The organism is Pedobacter sp. GW822-FHT03F06 (assembly GCF_058801365.1).
Genome location: NZ_JBXANE010000001.1, coordinates 127,392 through 144,432, shown reverse-complemented (window position 1 = coordinate 144,432; position 17,041 = coordinate 127,392). Strand labels below are relative to the sequence as shown.

Annotated in this window: 16 protein-coding genes and 1 riboswitch; of the genes, 11 read left to right on the top strand and 5 right to left on the bottom strand. The window is 38.1% G+C overall.

Going from position 1 to position 17,041, the window contains the following annotated elements; all coding sequences use genetic code 11:
- Positions 1 to 175: 175 nt before the first annotated feature.
- Both AC1RJ8_RS00480 and AC1RJ8_RS00475 read left to right on the top strand, forming a co-directional pair.
- Complete coding sequence (locus tag AC1RJ8_RS00480) at positions 176 to 1,708, top strand: DUF2271 domain-containing protein (protein WP_492952287.1); 1,533 nt, start codon at positions 176 to 178, stop codon at positions 1,706 to 1,708.
- Positions 1,674 to 2,363, top strand: a complete 690-nt coding sequence (locus AC1RJ8_RS00475) for a PepSY-associated TM helix domain-containing protein (RefSeq protein WP_492952288.1) — start codon at positions 1,674 to 1,676, stop codon at positions 2,361 to 2,363. The genes AC1RJ8_RS00480 and AC1RJ8_RS00475 overlap by 35 nt, the downstream gene beginning before the upstream one ends.
- A 69-nt stretch (positions 2,364 to 2,432) precedes the next feature.
- Here the strand turns inward: AC1RJ8_RS00475 and AC1RJ8_RS00470 are convergent, their stop codons facing one another.
- Positions 2,433 to 3,659: a multidrug effflux MFS transporter gene (locus AC1RJ8_RS00470; protein WP_492952289.1), complete on the bottom strand. Its 1,227-nt coding sequence runs from the start codon at positions 3,657 to 3,659 to the stop codon at positions 2,433 to 2,435.
- A gap of 198 nt (positions 3,660 to 3,857) precedes the next feature.
- On the opposite strand from AC1RJ8_RS00470, the gene AC1RJ8_RS00465 reads away from it, so the two are divergent.
- From AC1RJ8_RS00465 to AC1RJ8_RS00450, 4 genes are all read left to right on the top strand, one after another.
- Positions 3,858 to 4,628 carry a queuosine precursor transporter gene (locus AC1RJ8_RS00465; protein ID WP_492952290.1) on the top strand — a complete coding sequence of 257 codons (771 nt, stop codon included), beginning with the start codon at positions 3,858 to 3,860 and terminating at the stop codon, positions 4,626 to 4,628.
- A gap of 34 nt (positions 4,629 to 4,662) precedes the next feature.
- The gene (locus AC1RJ8_RS00460; RefSeq protein WP_492952291.1) at positions 4,663 to 5,112 is read left to right on the top strand and encodes a DUF4488 domain-containing protein; all 450 of its coding nucleotides are present in this window, start codon (positions 4,663 to 4,665) and stop codon (positions 5,110 to 5,112) included.
- A 131-nt stretch (positions 5,113 to 5,243) separates the two neighbouring features.
- Positions 5,244 to 6,059 carry a type II toxin-antitoxin system antitoxin SocA domain-containing protein gene (locus tag AC1RJ8_RS00455; RefSeq protein ID WP_492952292.1) on the top strand — a complete coding sequence of 272 codons (816 nt, stop codon included), beginning with the start codon at positions 5,244 to 5,246 and terminating at the stop codon, positions 6,057 to 6,059.
- Positions 6,060 to 6,146: 87 nt separating this feature from the next.
- On the top strand, positions 6,147 to 6,407 hold the full coding sequence (locus AC1RJ8_RS00450; RefSeq protein WP_493008021.1) for a hypothetical protein: 261 nt from the start codon (positions 6,147 to 6,149) through the stop codon (positions 6,405 to 6,407).
- 75 nt (positions 6,408 to 6,482) lie between these two features.
- Here AC1RJ8_RS00450 and AC1RJ8_RS00445 read toward each other — a convergent pair whose 3' ends face one another.
- From AC1RJ8_RS00445 to AC1RJ8_RS00435, 3 genes are all read right to left on the bottom strand, one after another.
- The gene (locus AC1RJ8_RS00445) at positions 6,483 to 7,727 is read right to left on the bottom strand and encodes a homoserine dehydrogenase (protein WP_492952294.1); all 1,245 of its coding nucleotides are present in this window, start codon (positions 7,725 to 7,727) and stop codon (positions 6,483 to 6,485) included.
- 131 nt (positions 7,728 to 7,858) lie between these two features.
- Positions 7,859 to 8,956 carry a homoserine O-acetyltransferase family protein gene (locus AC1RJ8_RS00440; protein WP_492952295.1) on the bottom strand — a complete coding sequence of 366 codons (1,098 nt, stop codon included), beginning with the start codon at positions 8,954 to 8,956 and terminating at the stop codon, positions 7,859 to 7,861.
- A 49-nt stretch (positions 8,957 to 9,005) separates the two neighbouring features.
- A complete protein-coding gene (locus AC1RJ8_RS00435) occupies positions 9,006 to 10,337 on the bottom strand; it encodes an O-acetylhomoserine aminocarboxypropyltransferase/cysteine synthase family protein (RefSeq protein WP_492952296.1) in 1,332 nt (443 codons plus the stop codon).
- A gap of 267 nt (positions 10,338 to 10,604) precedes the next feature.
- Positions 10,605 to 10,715, bottom strand: a riboswitch (SAM riboswitch).
- Positions 10,716 to 10,928: 213 nt separating this feature from the next.
- Between AC1RJ8_RS00435 and AC1RJ8_RS00430 the strand changes: the two genes are divergently transcribed.
- Positions 10,929 to 11,942 (top strand): hypothetical protein, encoded by a 1,014-nt coding sequence (locus AC1RJ8_RS00430; RefSeq protein WP_492952297.1) that lies wholly within the window; start codon positions 10,929 to 10,931, stop codon positions 11,940 to 11,942.
- Positions 11,943 to 12,081: 139 nt separating this feature from the next.
- On the opposite strand, the gene AC1RJ8_RS00425 is transcribed toward AC1RJ8_RS00430, so the two are convergent.
- A complete protein-coding gene (locus AC1RJ8_RS00425) occupies positions 12,082 to 13,197 on the bottom strand; it encodes a trans-sulfuration enzyme family protein (RefSeq protein WP_492952298.1) in 1,116 nt (371 codons plus the stop codon).
- A gap of 122 nt (positions 13,198 to 13,319) precedes the next feature.
- On the opposite strand from AC1RJ8_RS00425, the gene AC1RJ8_RS00420 reads away from it, so the two are divergent.
- The 4 genes from AC1RJ8_RS00420 (at position 13,320) to AC1RJ8_RS00405 (ending at position 17,037) form a co-directional block, all read left to right on the top strand.
- On the top strand, positions 13,320 to 13,814 hold the full coding sequence (locus tag AC1RJ8_RS00420) for a hypothetical protein (protein WP_276904671.1): 495 nt from the start codon (positions 13,320 to 13,322) through the stop codon (positions 13,812 to 13,814).
- A gap of 439 nt (positions 13,815 to 14,253) precedes the next feature.
- Entirely contained in the window at positions 14,254 to 15,447 is a 1,194-nt protein-coding gene (gene mqnE, locus AC1RJ8_RS00415; RefSeq protein WP_492952299.1) for an aminofutalosine synthase MqnE, read from the top strand.
- A gap of 97 nt (positions 15,448 to 15,544) precedes the next feature.
- The gene (locus AC1RJ8_RS00410; RefSeq protein ID WP_492952300.1) at positions 15,545 to 16,171 is read left to right on the top strand and encodes a histidine phosphatase family protein; all 627 of its coding nucleotides are present in this window, start codon (positions 15,545 to 15,547) and stop codon (positions 16,169 to 16,171) included.
- Between the two features lie 137 nt (positions 16,172 to 16,308).
- On the top strand, positions 16,309 to 17,037 hold the full coding sequence (locus AC1RJ8_RS00405; protein WP_492952301.1) for a menaquinone biosynthetic enzyme MqnA/MqnD family protein: 729 nt from the start codon (positions 16,309 to 16,311) through the stop codon (positions 17,035 to 17,037).
- Positions 17,038 to 17,041: the final 4 nt, after the last annotated feature.

The following is a 17,041-nucleotide window of genomic DNA, read 5'->3' as shown; positions in this document are numbered from 1 at the left end:
GTCTATTAAACCCTCGCGCTAAATTAACGTCAATAACGAACGCATTAACCAAGTGGCTATTGATGGGTTTTAGATCGAGAAATTTTGTATTATTTCAAATATATTTCAGCTTATTTAAAATTATTCCAGATAAACCCCTTTCTTTGCGTTTTAAAATCTCAATTATCCATTAAATATGAAGTTTAAACACTTAACCGCTGCCTTTTTACTGGTAATAAGTGCATCCGCATTTGTTAGTCCGAAAAGAGCTTTAAGAACATTTGTTTCCAACTACGAAAATGTATTGGGCACATCGTTGGAATTTAAATTTAAAACAATCAGTCAGGCAGACGCAGATTTAGCCGAAGCACGCGCATTAAACGAAATAGATAGGCTGGATGATATTTTAAGTGCATATAAAGCGAATAGCGAGTTTAGTAAATGGATGAACAATGGTAAACAAACCACCAAAGTTTCGGCAGATTTGTTTGAGGTTTTAAAGCAGTTCGAAAATTATAAAGTGTTAACCAATGGCGCGCTTGATGCATCAGCTAAAGTAATAGGTGATGTTTGGAAAAAAGCTGCTGCCGAAAACCGTTTACCGTCTGCAACAGCACTACAAGATGCAGTTAAATTGGTTAAACAAAAACATTATATTTTAAATGAGCAAGATAAAACGGTTACGCGTTTAGATGATGCTCCGTTGGCATTAAATTCTTTTGCAAAAAGTTATATCATTAATAAAGCTGCCGAGAAAGCTGTTCAAAGCCCCGGAATTGAAAACGTGGTTGTAAATATTGGTGGCGATATGGTTATCAAAGGAAATCAGCCAGAGGCGATTGAAATAGCGAACCCTAAAGCTGATGCCGAAAACGATGCAGCCTTAACAACAATCAAAGTGTCGAATATGGCTGTGGCAACCAGTGGTAATTACCGCAGAGGTTTTAAGGTGAACGGCAAATGGTATTCGCATATAGTAGATCCACGTACAGGAAAGCCTGCTTCAGCAATAATTAGTGCAACGGTTATTGGCCCTGATGCTACTGAAGCAGGTGCTTTAGCTACTTCTTTTAATGTACTTTCTATTGCAGAGATTGAGGCATTAACTGCGACTAGAAATGACCTAGCATACTTGTTAATCACCAAAGACGGCAAAGAAATTAGAAGCAAAGAATGGGCTAATTACGAACTTGCTTTTAATAAACCGGCTATTGTGTTAGAAAAAGCAAGCAAAGCTGACAAACTTTGGAATACAAAATATGAGTTGGTGGTAAACTTAGAAATTGCCAATATCGAATCTACAGATGGCAAACGTGTCCGTCGCCCGTTTGTGGCCGTATGGATCGAAGATGCAGCTAAAACACCCGTACGTAATCTGGCTATCTGGTATAACAAACCGCGTTGGTTGCCAGATTTAAAATCATGGAGCCGTTCAAATGGTGATGAGTTTAAAAAAGGGGCAGAAGGAAAACTGAGTTCAACAAGCTCTGCAACACGCGGTCCTGGTAAATATAGTTTATCATGGGATGGAAAAGACGATAGCGGAAAATTGGTAAAAGCAGGTAATTACACCGTTTTTATTGAAGTAGCCCGCGAGCACGGCACTTATCAGGTGATTGCGCAAGAAATGAAATTTACCGGCTCAGCAAAAAAAATAACATTAACGCCAAATACAGAACTAACCTCAGCATCTCTTGACTACAGAAAAATCGGAACCGCAAAAAAATAAGGTAACGGCTGCACCTAGCGGCCTTGGAAAAAAGCAGGTTAAAAAAGATAGCGGAAAGGCTAAGGGTAAAAAACGTCTGGCTGGTTTATCGCGCTGGCTGCATATTTATTTATCGATGGTGAGTTTTACCATTCTGCTCTTCTTTGCGGTATCGGGTTTAACCTTAAATCACGCAGATTGGTTTACTTCTGGCAAGGAAGTGGTTACTAAAGACTCCGGGTCAGTAAACTTAAAATGGGTAAACCAACCTGATACCAACAAGATCAATAAGTTACAAATTGTTGAGTTTTTTAGAACTAAACATGAGGTTAAAGGTGCATTGAGCGATTTTAGGATGGATGAAAGAGAGCTGAGCTTAACTTTTAACGGACCAGGTTACCTGGCCGATTCTTTTATAGACCGCGAAACCGGAAAATATGAATTAACCATAACCAGATTTGGCGCTGTGGCCGTGATTAACGACTTGCACAAAGGAAGAGATTCTGGTAAGGCCTGGTCGTGGATTATCGATATTTCGGCAGTGCTGATGACATTGGTATCTATCTCAGGAATTATCCTGATCTGTTTTATTAAAAAGAAACGACTAAGCGGCTTCATCATCGCAGCAGTAGGTACAATTGTTTGCTATTTGATTTACAAGTTATTTGTACCATAAGTTAACCACAAAGACACTGAGGGCATTTAGATTATCTCTTTGTATTCTCGGTGTCTTTGTGGTATAATATTAATGCGCTACAACAGCAGCATCAGCCGATGCCTCCACTTCAGTGGTGATAAACCTTCTGCCGATTAACAAACAACACAAAGCAATAAAGGCAGCTGCTGTCATTACCAGAGGCATGGGTACTACCGAGTGTTCGCTAAATAAACTTACCATTACCGAGGCCAAAGCGCCTAATCCCATTTGCAAGGCACCCATTAATGCCGATGCACTACCTGCATTTTTGGTAAACGGAGCGAGTGATAAGGCTGCCGCATTTGGGTTAATTAAACCTAAGCAGGCCAAAAATAAGGCGATAAAGCCTATGGTAGAATATAAATTTAACCAGTTATTTAGGGCGAAAACCAGAAATATTAAACTGAAAATACATTGTGCAATAAGTGCATAGGTTACAATGTTTTTGCTGGTAAACCATTTTAGTATCAGGCTGTTCACTTGACTCGATCCAATAAATGATACAGAAAGCAGTGCGAAAATCCAGCCATAACCTGTTTTACTTACCTCATAAATCTTCATAAATACCTGAGGCGAAGAAGATACATAGGCGAATAAACCTGAAAAGGTAATTGAACTGATCAAAGCATAAGTGTAAAATTGAGGTTCTTTTAAAACCGCAAAGAAATTGGTTAAAATTGGCTTTGGTTTTAAAGAGTAATTCGGATCGGGTTTATAACTCTCCGGTAGTTTGAAAATGGAAGCCAGGAGCATTAAAACGGCCATCAATCCTAAAAAAACAAATACATATTTCCAGCCCAGGGCCGAAATTAAGTAGCCGCCCGCAGTGGGGGCAAGCATAGGCGAAACCGCAATCACCAGCATTAAGGAAGCAAAAACCTTTGGGCTTTCTTCTACAGAAAACAGATCCCGCACCATAGCCACAGAGGCAACAGCAGTGGCACAACTTCCAATGGCTTGTACAAAACGTAAAACAATTAGTTGGTTAACATCAGTTACAGCCAAACAAAGAAAAGAAGAAAGGATATAAAGTGCTAAACCAAAATATAGCGGTTTCTTTCTTCCAAATTTATCTAACAGTGGCCCGTACAATAACTGGCCGGCAGAAATTCCGATAAAAAAGCTTGATAGTGATAGGGCTACAGTTGATTCATTACTCCTTAAATCCTTTGCAATATCAACAAAACCAGGCAGGTACATGTCGATAGAGAATGGGCCAAGTGCCGCAAGTGAACCTAAAATGAGTATGAGATAGAAGTGTTGTTTTTTAGCCATGAAGATTTACCGGATTTTGATTCTGCAAAGATTGGGAGATTTAAGTTGCTAACCTATTTTTACAGTCGAACGATTGTAAAAATCATATTTTTATTGCTGAACATTAATGTGGCAAGCTGCGTAATCTTTGTGTTATCTCTATTAAAAATATGATGATCGCTATGCTAAATCTGCTATTTATTTATAGATTTATAGTCTATGACTTTTAAAACAAAAGAAAGCCGTTTACTACTCATTCTGGGTAGCTTTTTTGTAGCAAACGCTATATTATCAGAGTTTATTGGAGTTAAATTGTTCAGTGTTGAAGAAACGCTGGGCTTTAAAAAGTTCGATATAAACTTACTGGGTGTTCCGCATTTATCCTTCGTAATGTCGGCAGGGGTATTAACCTGGCCGATTATTTTTATTATGACGGATATCATCAATGAATATTTTGGTGTTAAACAAGTTAGATTCTTGTCTGTCCTTACTGCCATATTAATCTCCTTTGCCTTTCTTGTAGTTTGGGGTTCGATGCACTTAACTGCTGCTGATTTCTGGGTACATCAAAATATAAACGGAGAAGACCTCAATATGAATAATGCTTTTGCAGGGATATTCGGGCAAGGGATGTGGATCATTGTAGGATCGATTACGGCCTTTATTATCGGGCAAATGGTTGATGTAATGATATTCCATAAAATAAAAAGAATAACAGGAGAGCGGGCACTTTGGTTACGCGCAACAGGCTCTACTTTAGTTTCTCAGTTTATTGACAGTTTTGTGGTCATTTTTATCGCATTTTATATCAACCCTCAATATCATTATAGCTGGCAACAGGTTTTTGCCATTGGCCTTGTGGGTTATACATATAAATTTGTTGTGGCCATTTTAATGACCCCGATTTTATATATCGTACACGCCATAATTGATGGTTACTTAGGAAAAGACCTCGCCCATAAGCTGATTAAAATGGCTGGTAGGGGATAAATATTTAAAAAAATAACCAATATACATCCTATTTATGAGAAACATTTTAATGCTATTTGCAGTGCTTTCATTATTTTCTTGTGCTAACAAAGATGGAAGCAAAAAAGATTCAGGTCTTGATATTCAGGGCACCTGGCAGTTATTGTCGGCTACAACCATCGAAAATGGAACAAGCCAAACAACAGATTATTCTGGCAAGCTGAAAATGATCAAGATGTTTAACAACACTCATTTTGCATTTTTAAAACATAGCCTTAACCCTAAAGATACAAGCAGTTTTGACGCCGGTGGCGGAAGTTTTGTGTTAAATAAAGACAATTATACCGAGCATTTAGAATATTATAAAAACAAAGATTGGGAAGGCAAGACTTTTAAGTTTAAACTCGCCATTAATAAAGATACTTTGATTCAGACAGGCGTTGAAAAGGTAGAAAAAGCTGGCGTAGATCGTGTAATTATCGAAAAATATATTAAGCTAAAGTAATGTTAGCTTTAGTTGTTAACAGCGCTATCGTATTGGCGAACTTAATAACTGCATTTAAGTAAAGGAGAAAATTTATTAGAGAGAAGTCTGATTGTTCTTAAATCCATCAAGATGTTGTTTTGTTTTAAAACATGTTGTATCTTTGGATTATGGGATATGAACTATCAAAAAAGGAAATAGGCGAACGTATTGCCAACCTACGCTTAAGAAAAGGGCTCTCTCAAGATGATCTGTCAAAAAGCATTGCGATATCAAGATCTTCCCTAGCGCAGATAGAGTTGGGAAATCGGGTGGTGAGTTTAAGCGAAATGCAAAAATTATCGATGGTGCTAAGTTTTTCTTTAGATGATTTTATGACCAGAAATTTTCTGAACGATCAAAATTTAGAAGTATCCATCGAAACACATGATGAGGTTATAGAAGAACGCATTTCTGTTCCAGCCTTAAATATAAATAAGTTAAAAAACGTTTTACTCTACATTTTAGAACGCTGCGCTGGCAAGCCTAATGTTGGCGAAACCGTTCTATATAAATTGCTTTATTTTTCTGATTTTAATTACTATGAGCTGTATGAAGAGCATCTAACTGGCGCAAAGTACAAAAAGTTACCTTATGGTCCTGTCCCTCAAAAGTTAGATTCCATTATCAATCAAATGATAGACGCAAATCAGCTTCAACGAATTAAAACAGAGTTCAGAGGCTATCCACAAAAGCGCTATTTACCACTCGAAAAGGCCGATTTAACGATGCTTAAAGCAAGTGAAAAAGATGTTATAGATAAAGTTATTGAACAAATGAGCGATTGGTCGGCCACGGCCATAAGCGACTATTCCCATAAAGATTTACCATGGGAAGTAACTGAAGAAGGCAAGGATATTAATTACGAACTGGCATTTTATAGAGAGTTGCCATATTCTGTAAGGATATATGATGAAGAGGATAATTAGTGTATGTACTTCGATTCACTCACCGAATTTAATAGGGATTTGAAATTTCTATTAAAAAAGTACAGAACATTAAATGACGACTTGGAAATGGTAAAAGCAATTATAAATGTTAGGCCAAGTCAGCAGCCACCATTTAGCTTTACCATAGATAATTTAGGTATTAATAACTGTGTTATTAAAATAAAAAAGATGGCCTGTAAATCTTTAAAAGGTCGGGGTGTAAACTCTGGTTTGAGGTTAATTTATGCGTTTTATGAAGAAGAACAAAAGATAGTCTTCATTGAACTTTACCATAAAAACGATAAGGAAAACGAAGATAGGCAACGGATACTCGAAAATTTTACATAAACGCAAAAGGTCGGACTCGCTCCGACCTTTGTGCTTAACAACAAAACAAATAAAAAAATTAACCTTAAAAATAAATTATAGGCTTGCCAGTTCCTGGGCAAAAACGTTTTCACTCAATTGCTCTTGTTTGTAAATCTGTCTGCCGGTATAGGCCACAAAAACAGATTCTTCCAAAAGCAAGTCGCGGTTCTTAATTAAACTTTCTAGCTTAACTGTTCCAACCACATATTTATAGCTACTTGCAGCATAACGTTCGCTGATATTATCAAAATCCAATAAAGTGATCAGATCTTCATCCGCATAACGTAAGTAAATTTCCAATAAAATTTCTTCGGTATGTTTTACACCATTTTCTGAGTGGTATTTTTTGTACTCGTAACGGTAATCGTAACGCAATGCCGCAATGTCAGAAAGTACAGCAGCACCAGTAGGGTGGCCCCCAGCACCTTTACCATAGAAAAATTGTTTATCAGCAAAAGCCGCCTGAACAGCAACTGCATTGTACTCATTTTCTACGTTGTAAAGGAAATCATCTTTGGCTACCAGTTTTGGTAACACATAAGTCACGATATCTTTTGTATTCACTTTACGTGCTGTAGGAACCAACTTAATTTTAAAGTTTTTCTCACGCGCATATTTAATGTCGTGGTTAGAAAGGTTCTGTATACCGATGTTTAAAATGGCATCAGGATTTACAAATAAACCATATGCGTGTGCGGTAGCAATGGCCAGTTTATATTTCGGATCGTAACCACCAACGTCTAAAATTGGATCGGTTTCTGCGAAACCTAAATCTTGCGCTTCTTTTAAAGCCGAGTCGTAACTTTGGTTCTCATTAAATATTTTCGACAAAATGTAATTAGATGAGCCATTAAAAATCCCACTCAAAGCATGGAATAATTCATTGTCGTAATATTCTTCCAGGTTACGGATAATTGGAATACTACCACAAACGGCTCCTTCGTACAATAAGGAAGTACCATGCGCTTGTTGTAAATCTACCAGTTCTTTTAAGTGTGTGGCGATCATTTTTTTATTGGCAGAAACTACATTTTTACCATTTTTTAATGCAGTGGTTACAATTTCGTATGCAGCATCGGCATCGTTAATTAATTCTACAATGGTATTGATCTCTGTATTGTTCAGTATCTCGTTGCGATCAGTGGTAAATAGATCCTTATTAAGAGTACGCTTCTTTCTTGGGTCTTTTATCGCGATTTTAATGATCTCCAGGTTTAGGTTCTGGCTTTGGATAATATCCAATAAACCTTGTCCTACAACACCAAAACCAAATAAACCGATTTTTAAATTCTTACTCATTTCTTAAAGTGATTACACAGATAAATGGATTGCACCGATATAGCTGTTCTTATTTTTTGTGATTTGTTTTAAATTTTATTTTGTTATCCAGTTTTCACCTTCAACCTTTACACCGTCTACCTTATACCTTTTTAAGCGGTATGCTGCAATTTGATTATTTTTTTATTACGGCTTTCCTTAATAAAGTTTCCAATTACATTAGTTAAAGCATCTGTTTCGATTAAAAATCCATCATGACCATAATCTGAATGTAAGGCACTAAATTCTGCTCCAGGGATATGATCGGCCAGGTATTTTTGCTCTGATAAAGGAAACAAAACGTCATTTTCTATCCCGATTACCAAAGTATTTGCCGTTATTAATTTTAGTGCGTCGGCAATACTTTTACGGTTCCGGCCCACGTTGTGGCTGTCCATTGCTTTGGTTAAATAATAATAACTGTAGGCGTTAAAACGGTTGATCAGTTTTTCTCCCTGATAATTCTGATAAGAAGACGACCTGAAATTGTCTGTTTTATCGTTTACGCTTTCTACCTGTGTGCTGCCGTAAGCGCTGTAGGTTCTATAACTTAAAAGTGCAATGCTACGAGCGGTTTTTAAACCTTTGCTACCACCGTTAGGCTGGTTGGCATAAAAAGTTCTATCGGTGGTAATGGCCAAACGCTGACTTTCGTTAAAAGCTATTCCCCAAGGAGAATGCGCTGCATTAGTGGCAATCAGAATCAGGTTTTCGATTTTATTTGGCTCCGAAATGCTCCACTCAACAGCTTGTTGTCCGCCTAAAGAACCTCCGATTAATAGTTTAATATAATCGATACCTAAATGCGAAGCCAATAACTGGTGTGCTGATACTAAATCGCGGATGGTAAACTGTGGAAAAGAAAGGTAATAAGGTAAACCTGTTACCGGATTGGTACTTAATGGGTTTGTACTGCCGTAATGTGAGCCTAAAACGTTAGCACAAACGATATAATGCTCTTCCGGGTTGAACAAAGCATTTTCACCGAACAAACCTTCCCACCATTCAAAAACATCTGCATTGGCGGTAAGTGCATGGCAAACCCAAATTACATTATCTTTATTTGCATTTAATTTGCCATAAGTTTGATAAGCAACTTGCAGGTTACGGATTTTTTTTCCGTTCTCTAATTTGAACTGTTTGTTATAGCTATATGTTGACGCAAAATTCCCCGAAGTGGATTTTACATTGTCGTTTTTACTGTTATGCATTTTGTAATGTTGTTGTCGTTTTTAAAAAGCCTCTTAAAGGGTTTGGGGTTTAGGCTTGTAAATTCTCTGCCGGAACTGTAGCTTTAATTGTTGCAAATGCCTGTTCGAAATCGGCCTTAATATCGTCAATATGCTCAATGCCTACTGAAACCCTCAGTGCATTTGGTTTTACACCTGCAGCTAATTGTTCTGTTTCGCTTAACTGTTGGTGTGTTGTGGCCGAAGGCTGAATAATCAGCGTTTTTGCATCACCCACATTGGCAAGATGCGACACCAGTTTTAAGTTATCAATTACCTGTGTAGCATTTTCTTTGCTTCCAGCTAACTCGAAAGATAAAACTGCGCCAAAACCATTGCTTAAATATTTTTTAGCCAGGTTGTTATATTTATTACTGGCTAAGCCAGGATATTGTACTTCTTTAACTAATGGATGGTTTTCTAACCAGGTCGCTAATTCTAATGCATTATCTACATGGCGCTGAACACGAAGTGATAAGGTTTCTAAGCCTTGTAACAAAAGAAAAGAATTGAAAGGCGATAGGGCAGGTCCCAGATCTCTTAATCCTTCTACGCGGGCACGGATGATAAATTGGATATTGCCAAATGGTCCGCCGATACCAAAAACATCGCTAAAAACCAAACCATGGTAACCTTCTGATGGCTCAGAGAATTGAGGAAACTTACCGTTGCCCCAGTTGTAATTTCCGCCGTCGACGATAACGCCGCCAATACTGGTTCCATGACCACCAATCCATTTCGTTGCAGATTCTACAACAATGTTGGCGCCATGTTCTAAGGGCTTAAACAAATAACCTCCTGCACCAAAAGTATTGTCAACCACTAAAGGGATATCGTATTTTTTGGCAATGGCTGCAATTTTTTCGAAATCAGGCACACTAAATGCAGGGTTGCCAATGGTTTCTAAAAAGATTGCTTTTGTTTTATCGGTTATTTTGCTTTCAAATTCTTCGGGTACATCTGGGTTGGCAAAATCGACATGAATACCCAGGCGCTTAAAAGCTACTTTGAATTGATTATAGGTTCCTCCGTAAATATGGGTTGAAGAAACGATGCTATCGCCTGCCTCCAGTATATTATTTAGTGCAATAAACTGTGCTGCTTGTCCAGATGCTACCGCTAAAGCTGCCACACCACCTTCTAAAGCGGCAATACGTTTTTCGAAAACATCATTGGTAGGATTCATAATCCTGGTGTAGATATTACCAAACTCCTTTAACGCAAATAAATTGGCGCCATGTTCTGCATTTTTAAAACCATAAGAAGTGGTTTGGTAAATAGGAACAGCCCTTGAGCCTGTTGTTGGATCTATTTCTTGTCCAGCGTGTAATTGTAAAGTTTCGAATTTATATGATGTTGACATGATTTCTGTTTTTTATTGTTGAATAAGATGATACATGTAGTGCTTTAGGCTAATCCTAAAACCTAGCAGGGCGTATCCCGATTTCTCAGGACCTTCCAGTTTGAAAGAAACAAAAAAGGAAGATTTTTAAATTACTTTATGCAACAGCACATATAAGTAACCGCACGCATATTGCAACAAATAAAAGAAATAGAAACTTGTTCTACATTTTTTTGGTTTGCGCTGGGCTCGCTTAGCGATTGAAGATTTAATGTTTTCATCAGTTCTAATTTATATCTCCAAATAACACCATGTTATCCGGTCAGGAATTGGCACCTTCTCTTTCTGAGGGTTGCCAGTGGGTCATCGAGCCAGTCTCTCGCCACTTCTTTATAAATCAACCCGTGAAGATTGACTTTTATTTAGCTTTCCGCCAAATAATATTCCAAATGTCTGAATTTAATTTTAATCCACAAAATAAAATTCCGAATTTATGTCAATCATCTGTAAATGAGTAATGTATTTTTTATTCTGATAAGGTGGTTTAAACTTTTAATATAAAATTAACGCTTAAAATTCTAAGTTTGTGTTACCTATCTAAATCTAATCATCATGAAAAATACAAAATCCCTATGTTTAGGAATGCTATTTACTGTAGTCTGTTTAAACAGCGTAAACGCTCAGTTTGGAGGCTTAAAAGATAAATTATTAAAAGTGGGCACCGCCCAGGGCGCTAAAGCTTTAGGCGTAGACAAGTTTTTGAAACAACCTGCTGCCATTACCACTAATTTTGAAGACGTAAATAGAGAAGGCGAAAAGCTGCCTGATTTTATTAATTCATTAAATTTAAAAGCCCAGCCCTTGTACTTACTGCCTAAAAATCCAGAGGGTGGTTTCGTGCTTTGCGAGGGGCTTTACGAAATGACCAATAAAAGTTATTGTTTAAAAGCAGGAACTTTCGCGCCGTCAAAAGGTGATGGTTATATGTATGCTCCGGTTTTAGGCCCCAAGGAAGAAATTGTGGTTTCTATACTCAAAAGTGCAGAAAAGCATCCTGATGTAGATCAGCATGATATCCAGGCTTTACTTTGGACAATCATAGCCAGAACAAAATTTGCCGATTTTAACGGACAGGTTAAAGTAACTGCCATTAAATTATTAACGCCAAAACAACTTACACAATTAGAAGGCGGTGCTTTGGGTGTTTTACCTTTCGATGTAATGGAGAAGGCTAAAGATCAGTTACCATCAGGAGTGCGGGCTGTTTTTGAGGCAGAAAACAATATCCGTCAATTAGTGTCGTCTGGAAATTACACTTATGCCGACATGGAAAAATACGCTATTATAGCGGGGATGGCACCACCAAGAAGCGATGTACCAAGTGGTATCTGGACCAAACACCCTGATGGTTATTATGTGCGTTATTTTCCTTCTGGTTATTCGATTACCAAGGTGCAGATTTACGTACCAAAAGAATTATTGGCCGGCGGTACAAAATTAATATACGATGCTGCAGGTGACATTGCCTGCCCTGCTAATACGGGATCGCAACGTTTGGCACAGACAAATGAGCCGCTTGAGGCAAATTATTCGCTAAAACTAAGCACAATTTGTAACCCTAAATAGGTTCAAACAAATAAATCGTCATTGCGAAGAGGATCCCAACCTTTCGGGGAAGCAATCTTAAAACGATCGCTACTAGCGTTCTCATAAAGATTGCTTCGTCGGCTGAAAAAGCCTTCTCGCAATGACGAAAATTTTCTTTTTACCCCAGCGCCTGCGCTAAATCGGCGATAATATCATCTACATGCTCCAGGCCTACAGAAATACGGAGTAAATTTTTTGGCGTTTTGCTATCAGGGCCTTCCACCGAATAACGGTGCTCAATTAAACTCTCTACACCGCCCAAACTGGTCGCCTGCGCGAATAACTGAACCTTATTTGCCACTCTGTGGGCTGCTTCAACATCTCCCTTAACCAGGAACGACATCATCCCACCAAAATCTTTCATTTGTTTCTTTGCAATTTCATGCTGTGGGTGACTTTTTAATCCTGGATAAAAAACAGCTTCAACATTTGGATGTCCGTTTAAATAGTCAGCGATAATTTTTCCGTTTTCGCAGTGGCCTTTCATGCGGTAAGCCAGTGTTTTAATGCTTCTGGTGAGTAGAAAACAATCGAAGGGAGAAGGAACCGCACCACCAGTTTGCTGAATGTTTTTGATTTTCTCCCATAACGCATCTTTTTTGGCTGTTACTAAAATCCCGCCAAGTACATCGCTATGGCCACCCAGGTATTTGGTACTGCTATGCATTACAATATCGGCACCCAGTAAAATCGGATTTTGTAAAATAGGTGAAGCAAAGGTACTGTCGCAGGCCATCGTAATGTTTTTAGCTTTAGCTATTTTGGCAATCTCTTCGATATCGGTAACCTTTAATAATGGGTTAGATGGCGTTTCAATCCAGATCAATTTGGTGTTAGGTTTGATGCTCGATTGTATCAGATTTAAATCGGTCTGATCAATAAAATCAAATTCCAAACTGTCGTTAAAAATAGTGAGTAACTGTTTTTTAATACCCCAGTACATATCATCAGGTGCAATAATATGGCTGCCAGGTTTTAAGGACTGGAACAAAACCATACCACAGGTATTGCCTGAAGAAAAAGCGGCCGCATCTTCACCATATTCTAATTTCGCTACAGTGTTTTCTAAAGCAGACCGGTTTGGATTGCTTACCCTGCTATACATGTGCCCTCCGGGATAGCCTCCATCTTCGTCGCGAAAAAAAGTTGTCGATAGATTAATAGGTAAGGTAACATCGCCAGTAATGCTTTTTACAAGATTAGAAGCGTGAATAGCAAGGGTTTCGGGTTTCATGATAATTGATTTTGATCGAAGTAATATCGGGATGCAATTTAATAATTCAGCGCTAATTTAAGGTTCGTAATGGTTTTGGCAAGATTTATGTAACAAGTTTGACGAAATTAAATTAAACAAAAATGAAAAGATTATTTATAGCTATCGCAATAGCATGTTCTACTTTAGTAATGTTACAAAGTTGTAATACTGCGAAAAGAGTAACTGCAGGTGTAACAGGTAGCAGAGGTACAGTTGTTCGCGAATGGGTAGTGAGTAATGTAGCTTTAGAAGGATTACCTGATGGCGCAGTTCAAGGTTTATTTGGAGAGAAATCTTACAAATGTTTTCAGGGAAGTACATGGAATTTAACCAATAGCGGTAATGGTTCGTACACTTTACCAGCATCAAGTACTTGTGGTTCGGTAATGCAGACTATCTTCTGGTCGGCAGCACCTAAAGATCAGACCTTCCAGTTTAAGAAAATATTTGAAGGTGATAAAGCTAAAAACGTAACAGAAGGTTACCGTTTAGTATTAACTGATCTTTCTAGTACACAAATGATCTTGAAATCGCCAATCGAATTTGGTGGCAAAACGGCTAACATCGTTTTAACCTTTGTACCTGCAGCAAGATAGTTAGCTAAAAATATCAACCTGTGAAAAACATATAAAGCGCTTCTGAAAAGAGGTGCTTTTTTTGTTTATCGTCTTTTAGGATTGCCACGGAAACACGGATTTACACGGAGTCTCTTAGACTGTTTTATAGTAGGTTTTTAACCACAGATTAACACAGATATAAATTAGAATCAGGTTTTGTCTTATATACCTGGCCGTCAAGCGGGGAAACATCAATTTATACTGGAGTTTGACAGTTATTTTTCCGTGACTTCCGTGTTTCCGTGGCTAATATTAACGCCTACAGCTAAGCTCACGTTAAAAAGCAATCAAAATCTGTGTTTGTCAGTGTTCATCTGTGGTTAATAATCAAGGACAACATTCAAAAATCGCGGTTTGTTACAAGAAAATGATTTTCAAATCGCCTCATTATTGTATTTTTGTTCAAAATAAATCAGGAATGAATACAACTGAGCAAGTTGAAAAAATATTAGCTGATACCAATTTATCAACTGAATTACAAAACATAGCACACAAAGTCCTTCACGGAGAACGGATTACCTTCGATGAAGGCGTTAATTTGTACGAACATGCAGAACTGGGTTATCTGGGTGTCCTGGCAAATTTTATCCGCGAACAGAAACACGGTGATAAAACTTATTTCAACCGAAACTTCCATTTAGAACCGACCAATCTTTGCGTTTACGACTGCAAATTTTGCTCGTATTCGCGTTTAATCAAACAAAAAGAAGAAGGCTGGGCCTTAACGATGGAGCAGATGCTCGATATCGTTAAAAAATATGATGGCGAACCTGTAACCGAAGTGCATATTGTAGGCGGGGTACTTCCTCAATACGATGTCGCCTTTTATTCTGCTTTATTTACAGCAATTAAACAGCATCGCCCTGATTTGCATGTGAAAGCATTAACGCCTGTGGAGTATCATTATATTTTTAAGAAAGCCAAAATCGATTATGCAACAGGTATGCGTTTGATGAAAGAAGCCGGATTAGAATCGATACCTGGTGGAGGGGCGGAGATTTTTCACCCTGAAATTAGAGAACAGATTGCTAAAGATAAATGTACCGGTCAGCAATGGTTAGATATACACGAAGAATGGCACAAATTAGGTATGCGCAGTAATGCCACCATGCTTTATGGTCATATTGAAAAATATTGGCACCGGGTAGATCATATGGAGAAATTACGTGAATTGCAGGATCGCACAGGTGGTTTCCAGACTTTTATTCCGCTAAAGTTCAGAAATCAACATAATCAGATGAGTAATGTGCCAGAATCTTCAGTAATTGAAGACTTAAGGAATTACGCCATCGCCCGTATTTATATGGACAACTTCGATCATATTAAAGCCTACTGGGCCATGATCAGCCGCGAAACCGCTCAGTTATCCTTGAATTATGGTGTGGACGACATTGACGGTACGTTGGATGATACCACCAAAATATACTCGATGGCCGGTGCCGAGGAACAAACACCTGCAATGAGCACCAAAGAACTGGTGAATCTGATTAAACAAGTGGGCAGAAAAGCAATAGAACGCGATACTTTATATAATGTGGTTACCGATTTCGAACACGTAATTTTCGAAGAAGAAAAGAAACCTCAATATTATAAGCTACCGGTAGTGAATTAGGATTGTTATGATGATAAGATTTTAAGATCCGTTCACAAAATCAAAAAAATAAATAACGTTAGTCCTGCAATCTTATAACCCTAAAAATCCCATTTTAATGGTCAAAGAAATATACATCATACGCCACGGCGAAACGGAACTTAACAGACAAGGCATAGTACAGGGCAGAGGTATAAATTCTGACTTAAATGATTTAGGTAGGGCACAGGCAGAAGCTTTTTACCAAACTTATAAAAACGTCCCTTTTGATAAGATTTACACGTCGGATTTAAAACGTACCTGGCAAACTGTTCAGAAGTTTATTGATTCCGGATTACCATGGGAAAAACTTTCTGGTTTAGACGAACTGGCCTGGGGCGTTTGGGAAGGACAACCCAATACAGAAGATGCACGTGATGCTTTCCGTGATATGCTGCAGAGCTGGCAGGATGGTGATTATACAGCACATTTCGAGGGGGGCGAGAGCGTTCAGGACGTTTACGAACGTTTAAAACAGCCTATGGAAGTCTTGATGACCAGGCCTGAAGAAAAAACCGTTTTACTCTGCATGCACGGTAGAGCGATGCGCGTTTTCTTGTGTTTATTGTTAGGCAAACCGCTGAGCGAAATGACTGAATTTCCACATCAAAATACGGTGCTTTATAAGATGGGTTTCGAAGATGGAAAATTTACTGTTCTTGAATTTAACAGTGCCGTTCATTTAGACGGTTTAGTGGCTGAATAACTTTATCAGTTCGTCATCCTGATCCGATAGCTATTGGATTTGTTTCAGGATCTGTTGACACGATAAAAGGGATTTATATAACGGTTCGTGAGGACACGAACCATGGCGAGTGATAATAAAAGATTTAACATAACACCTTGAATAAGATTAAAATATCGGCTGTTGCCTATACCAATACCAAAGCTTTTATATACGGATTAGAACATTCTAACATTATAAATAAAATTGATCTAAGTTTAGATATTCCTTCAGATTGCGCAGCTAAAGTAATTAGCGGTCAGGTTGATATCGGTTTAATGCCTGTAGCAGCTATACCCTTGGTTCCCAATGCGAATATTGTAGCCGATTATTGCATTGGAAGCGATGGAGCTGTAAATTCCGTATTCATTTTTAGTGAAGTTCCCGCACAGGAAATTAAAACGGTAAGACTAGATACCCACTCGCGTACATCGAACAATCTGGCCAAAGTATTGCTAAAATTCTATTGGAAAAAAGAGGTGGAGTTTACTACAGACCCTGCTGTAAAAACTGATGCTTTTGTTTTAATCGGCGATAGAACCTTTGGAAAAAAAGAAGATTTTGCTTACGCTTACGATATGGGTGAAGAGTGGAAAAACTTTACCGGATTACCATTTATGTACGCTGCCTGGGTGGCCAATAAAGAAATCTCACAAGAATTTAAGGCTGAATTTAATGCCGCTTTAAAATTTGGTTTAGCGCATAGAAAAGAAGTTTTGCAGGAATTACCTGAAGTGTCGAATTTCGACCTGGAAGATTACCTGTACCACAAACTTCAATTTGAGGTTACTGTTGATAGAAAGAAAGCTTTAAAGCTGTTTTTGGGATATATTGAGCAATTACATTAAAGAT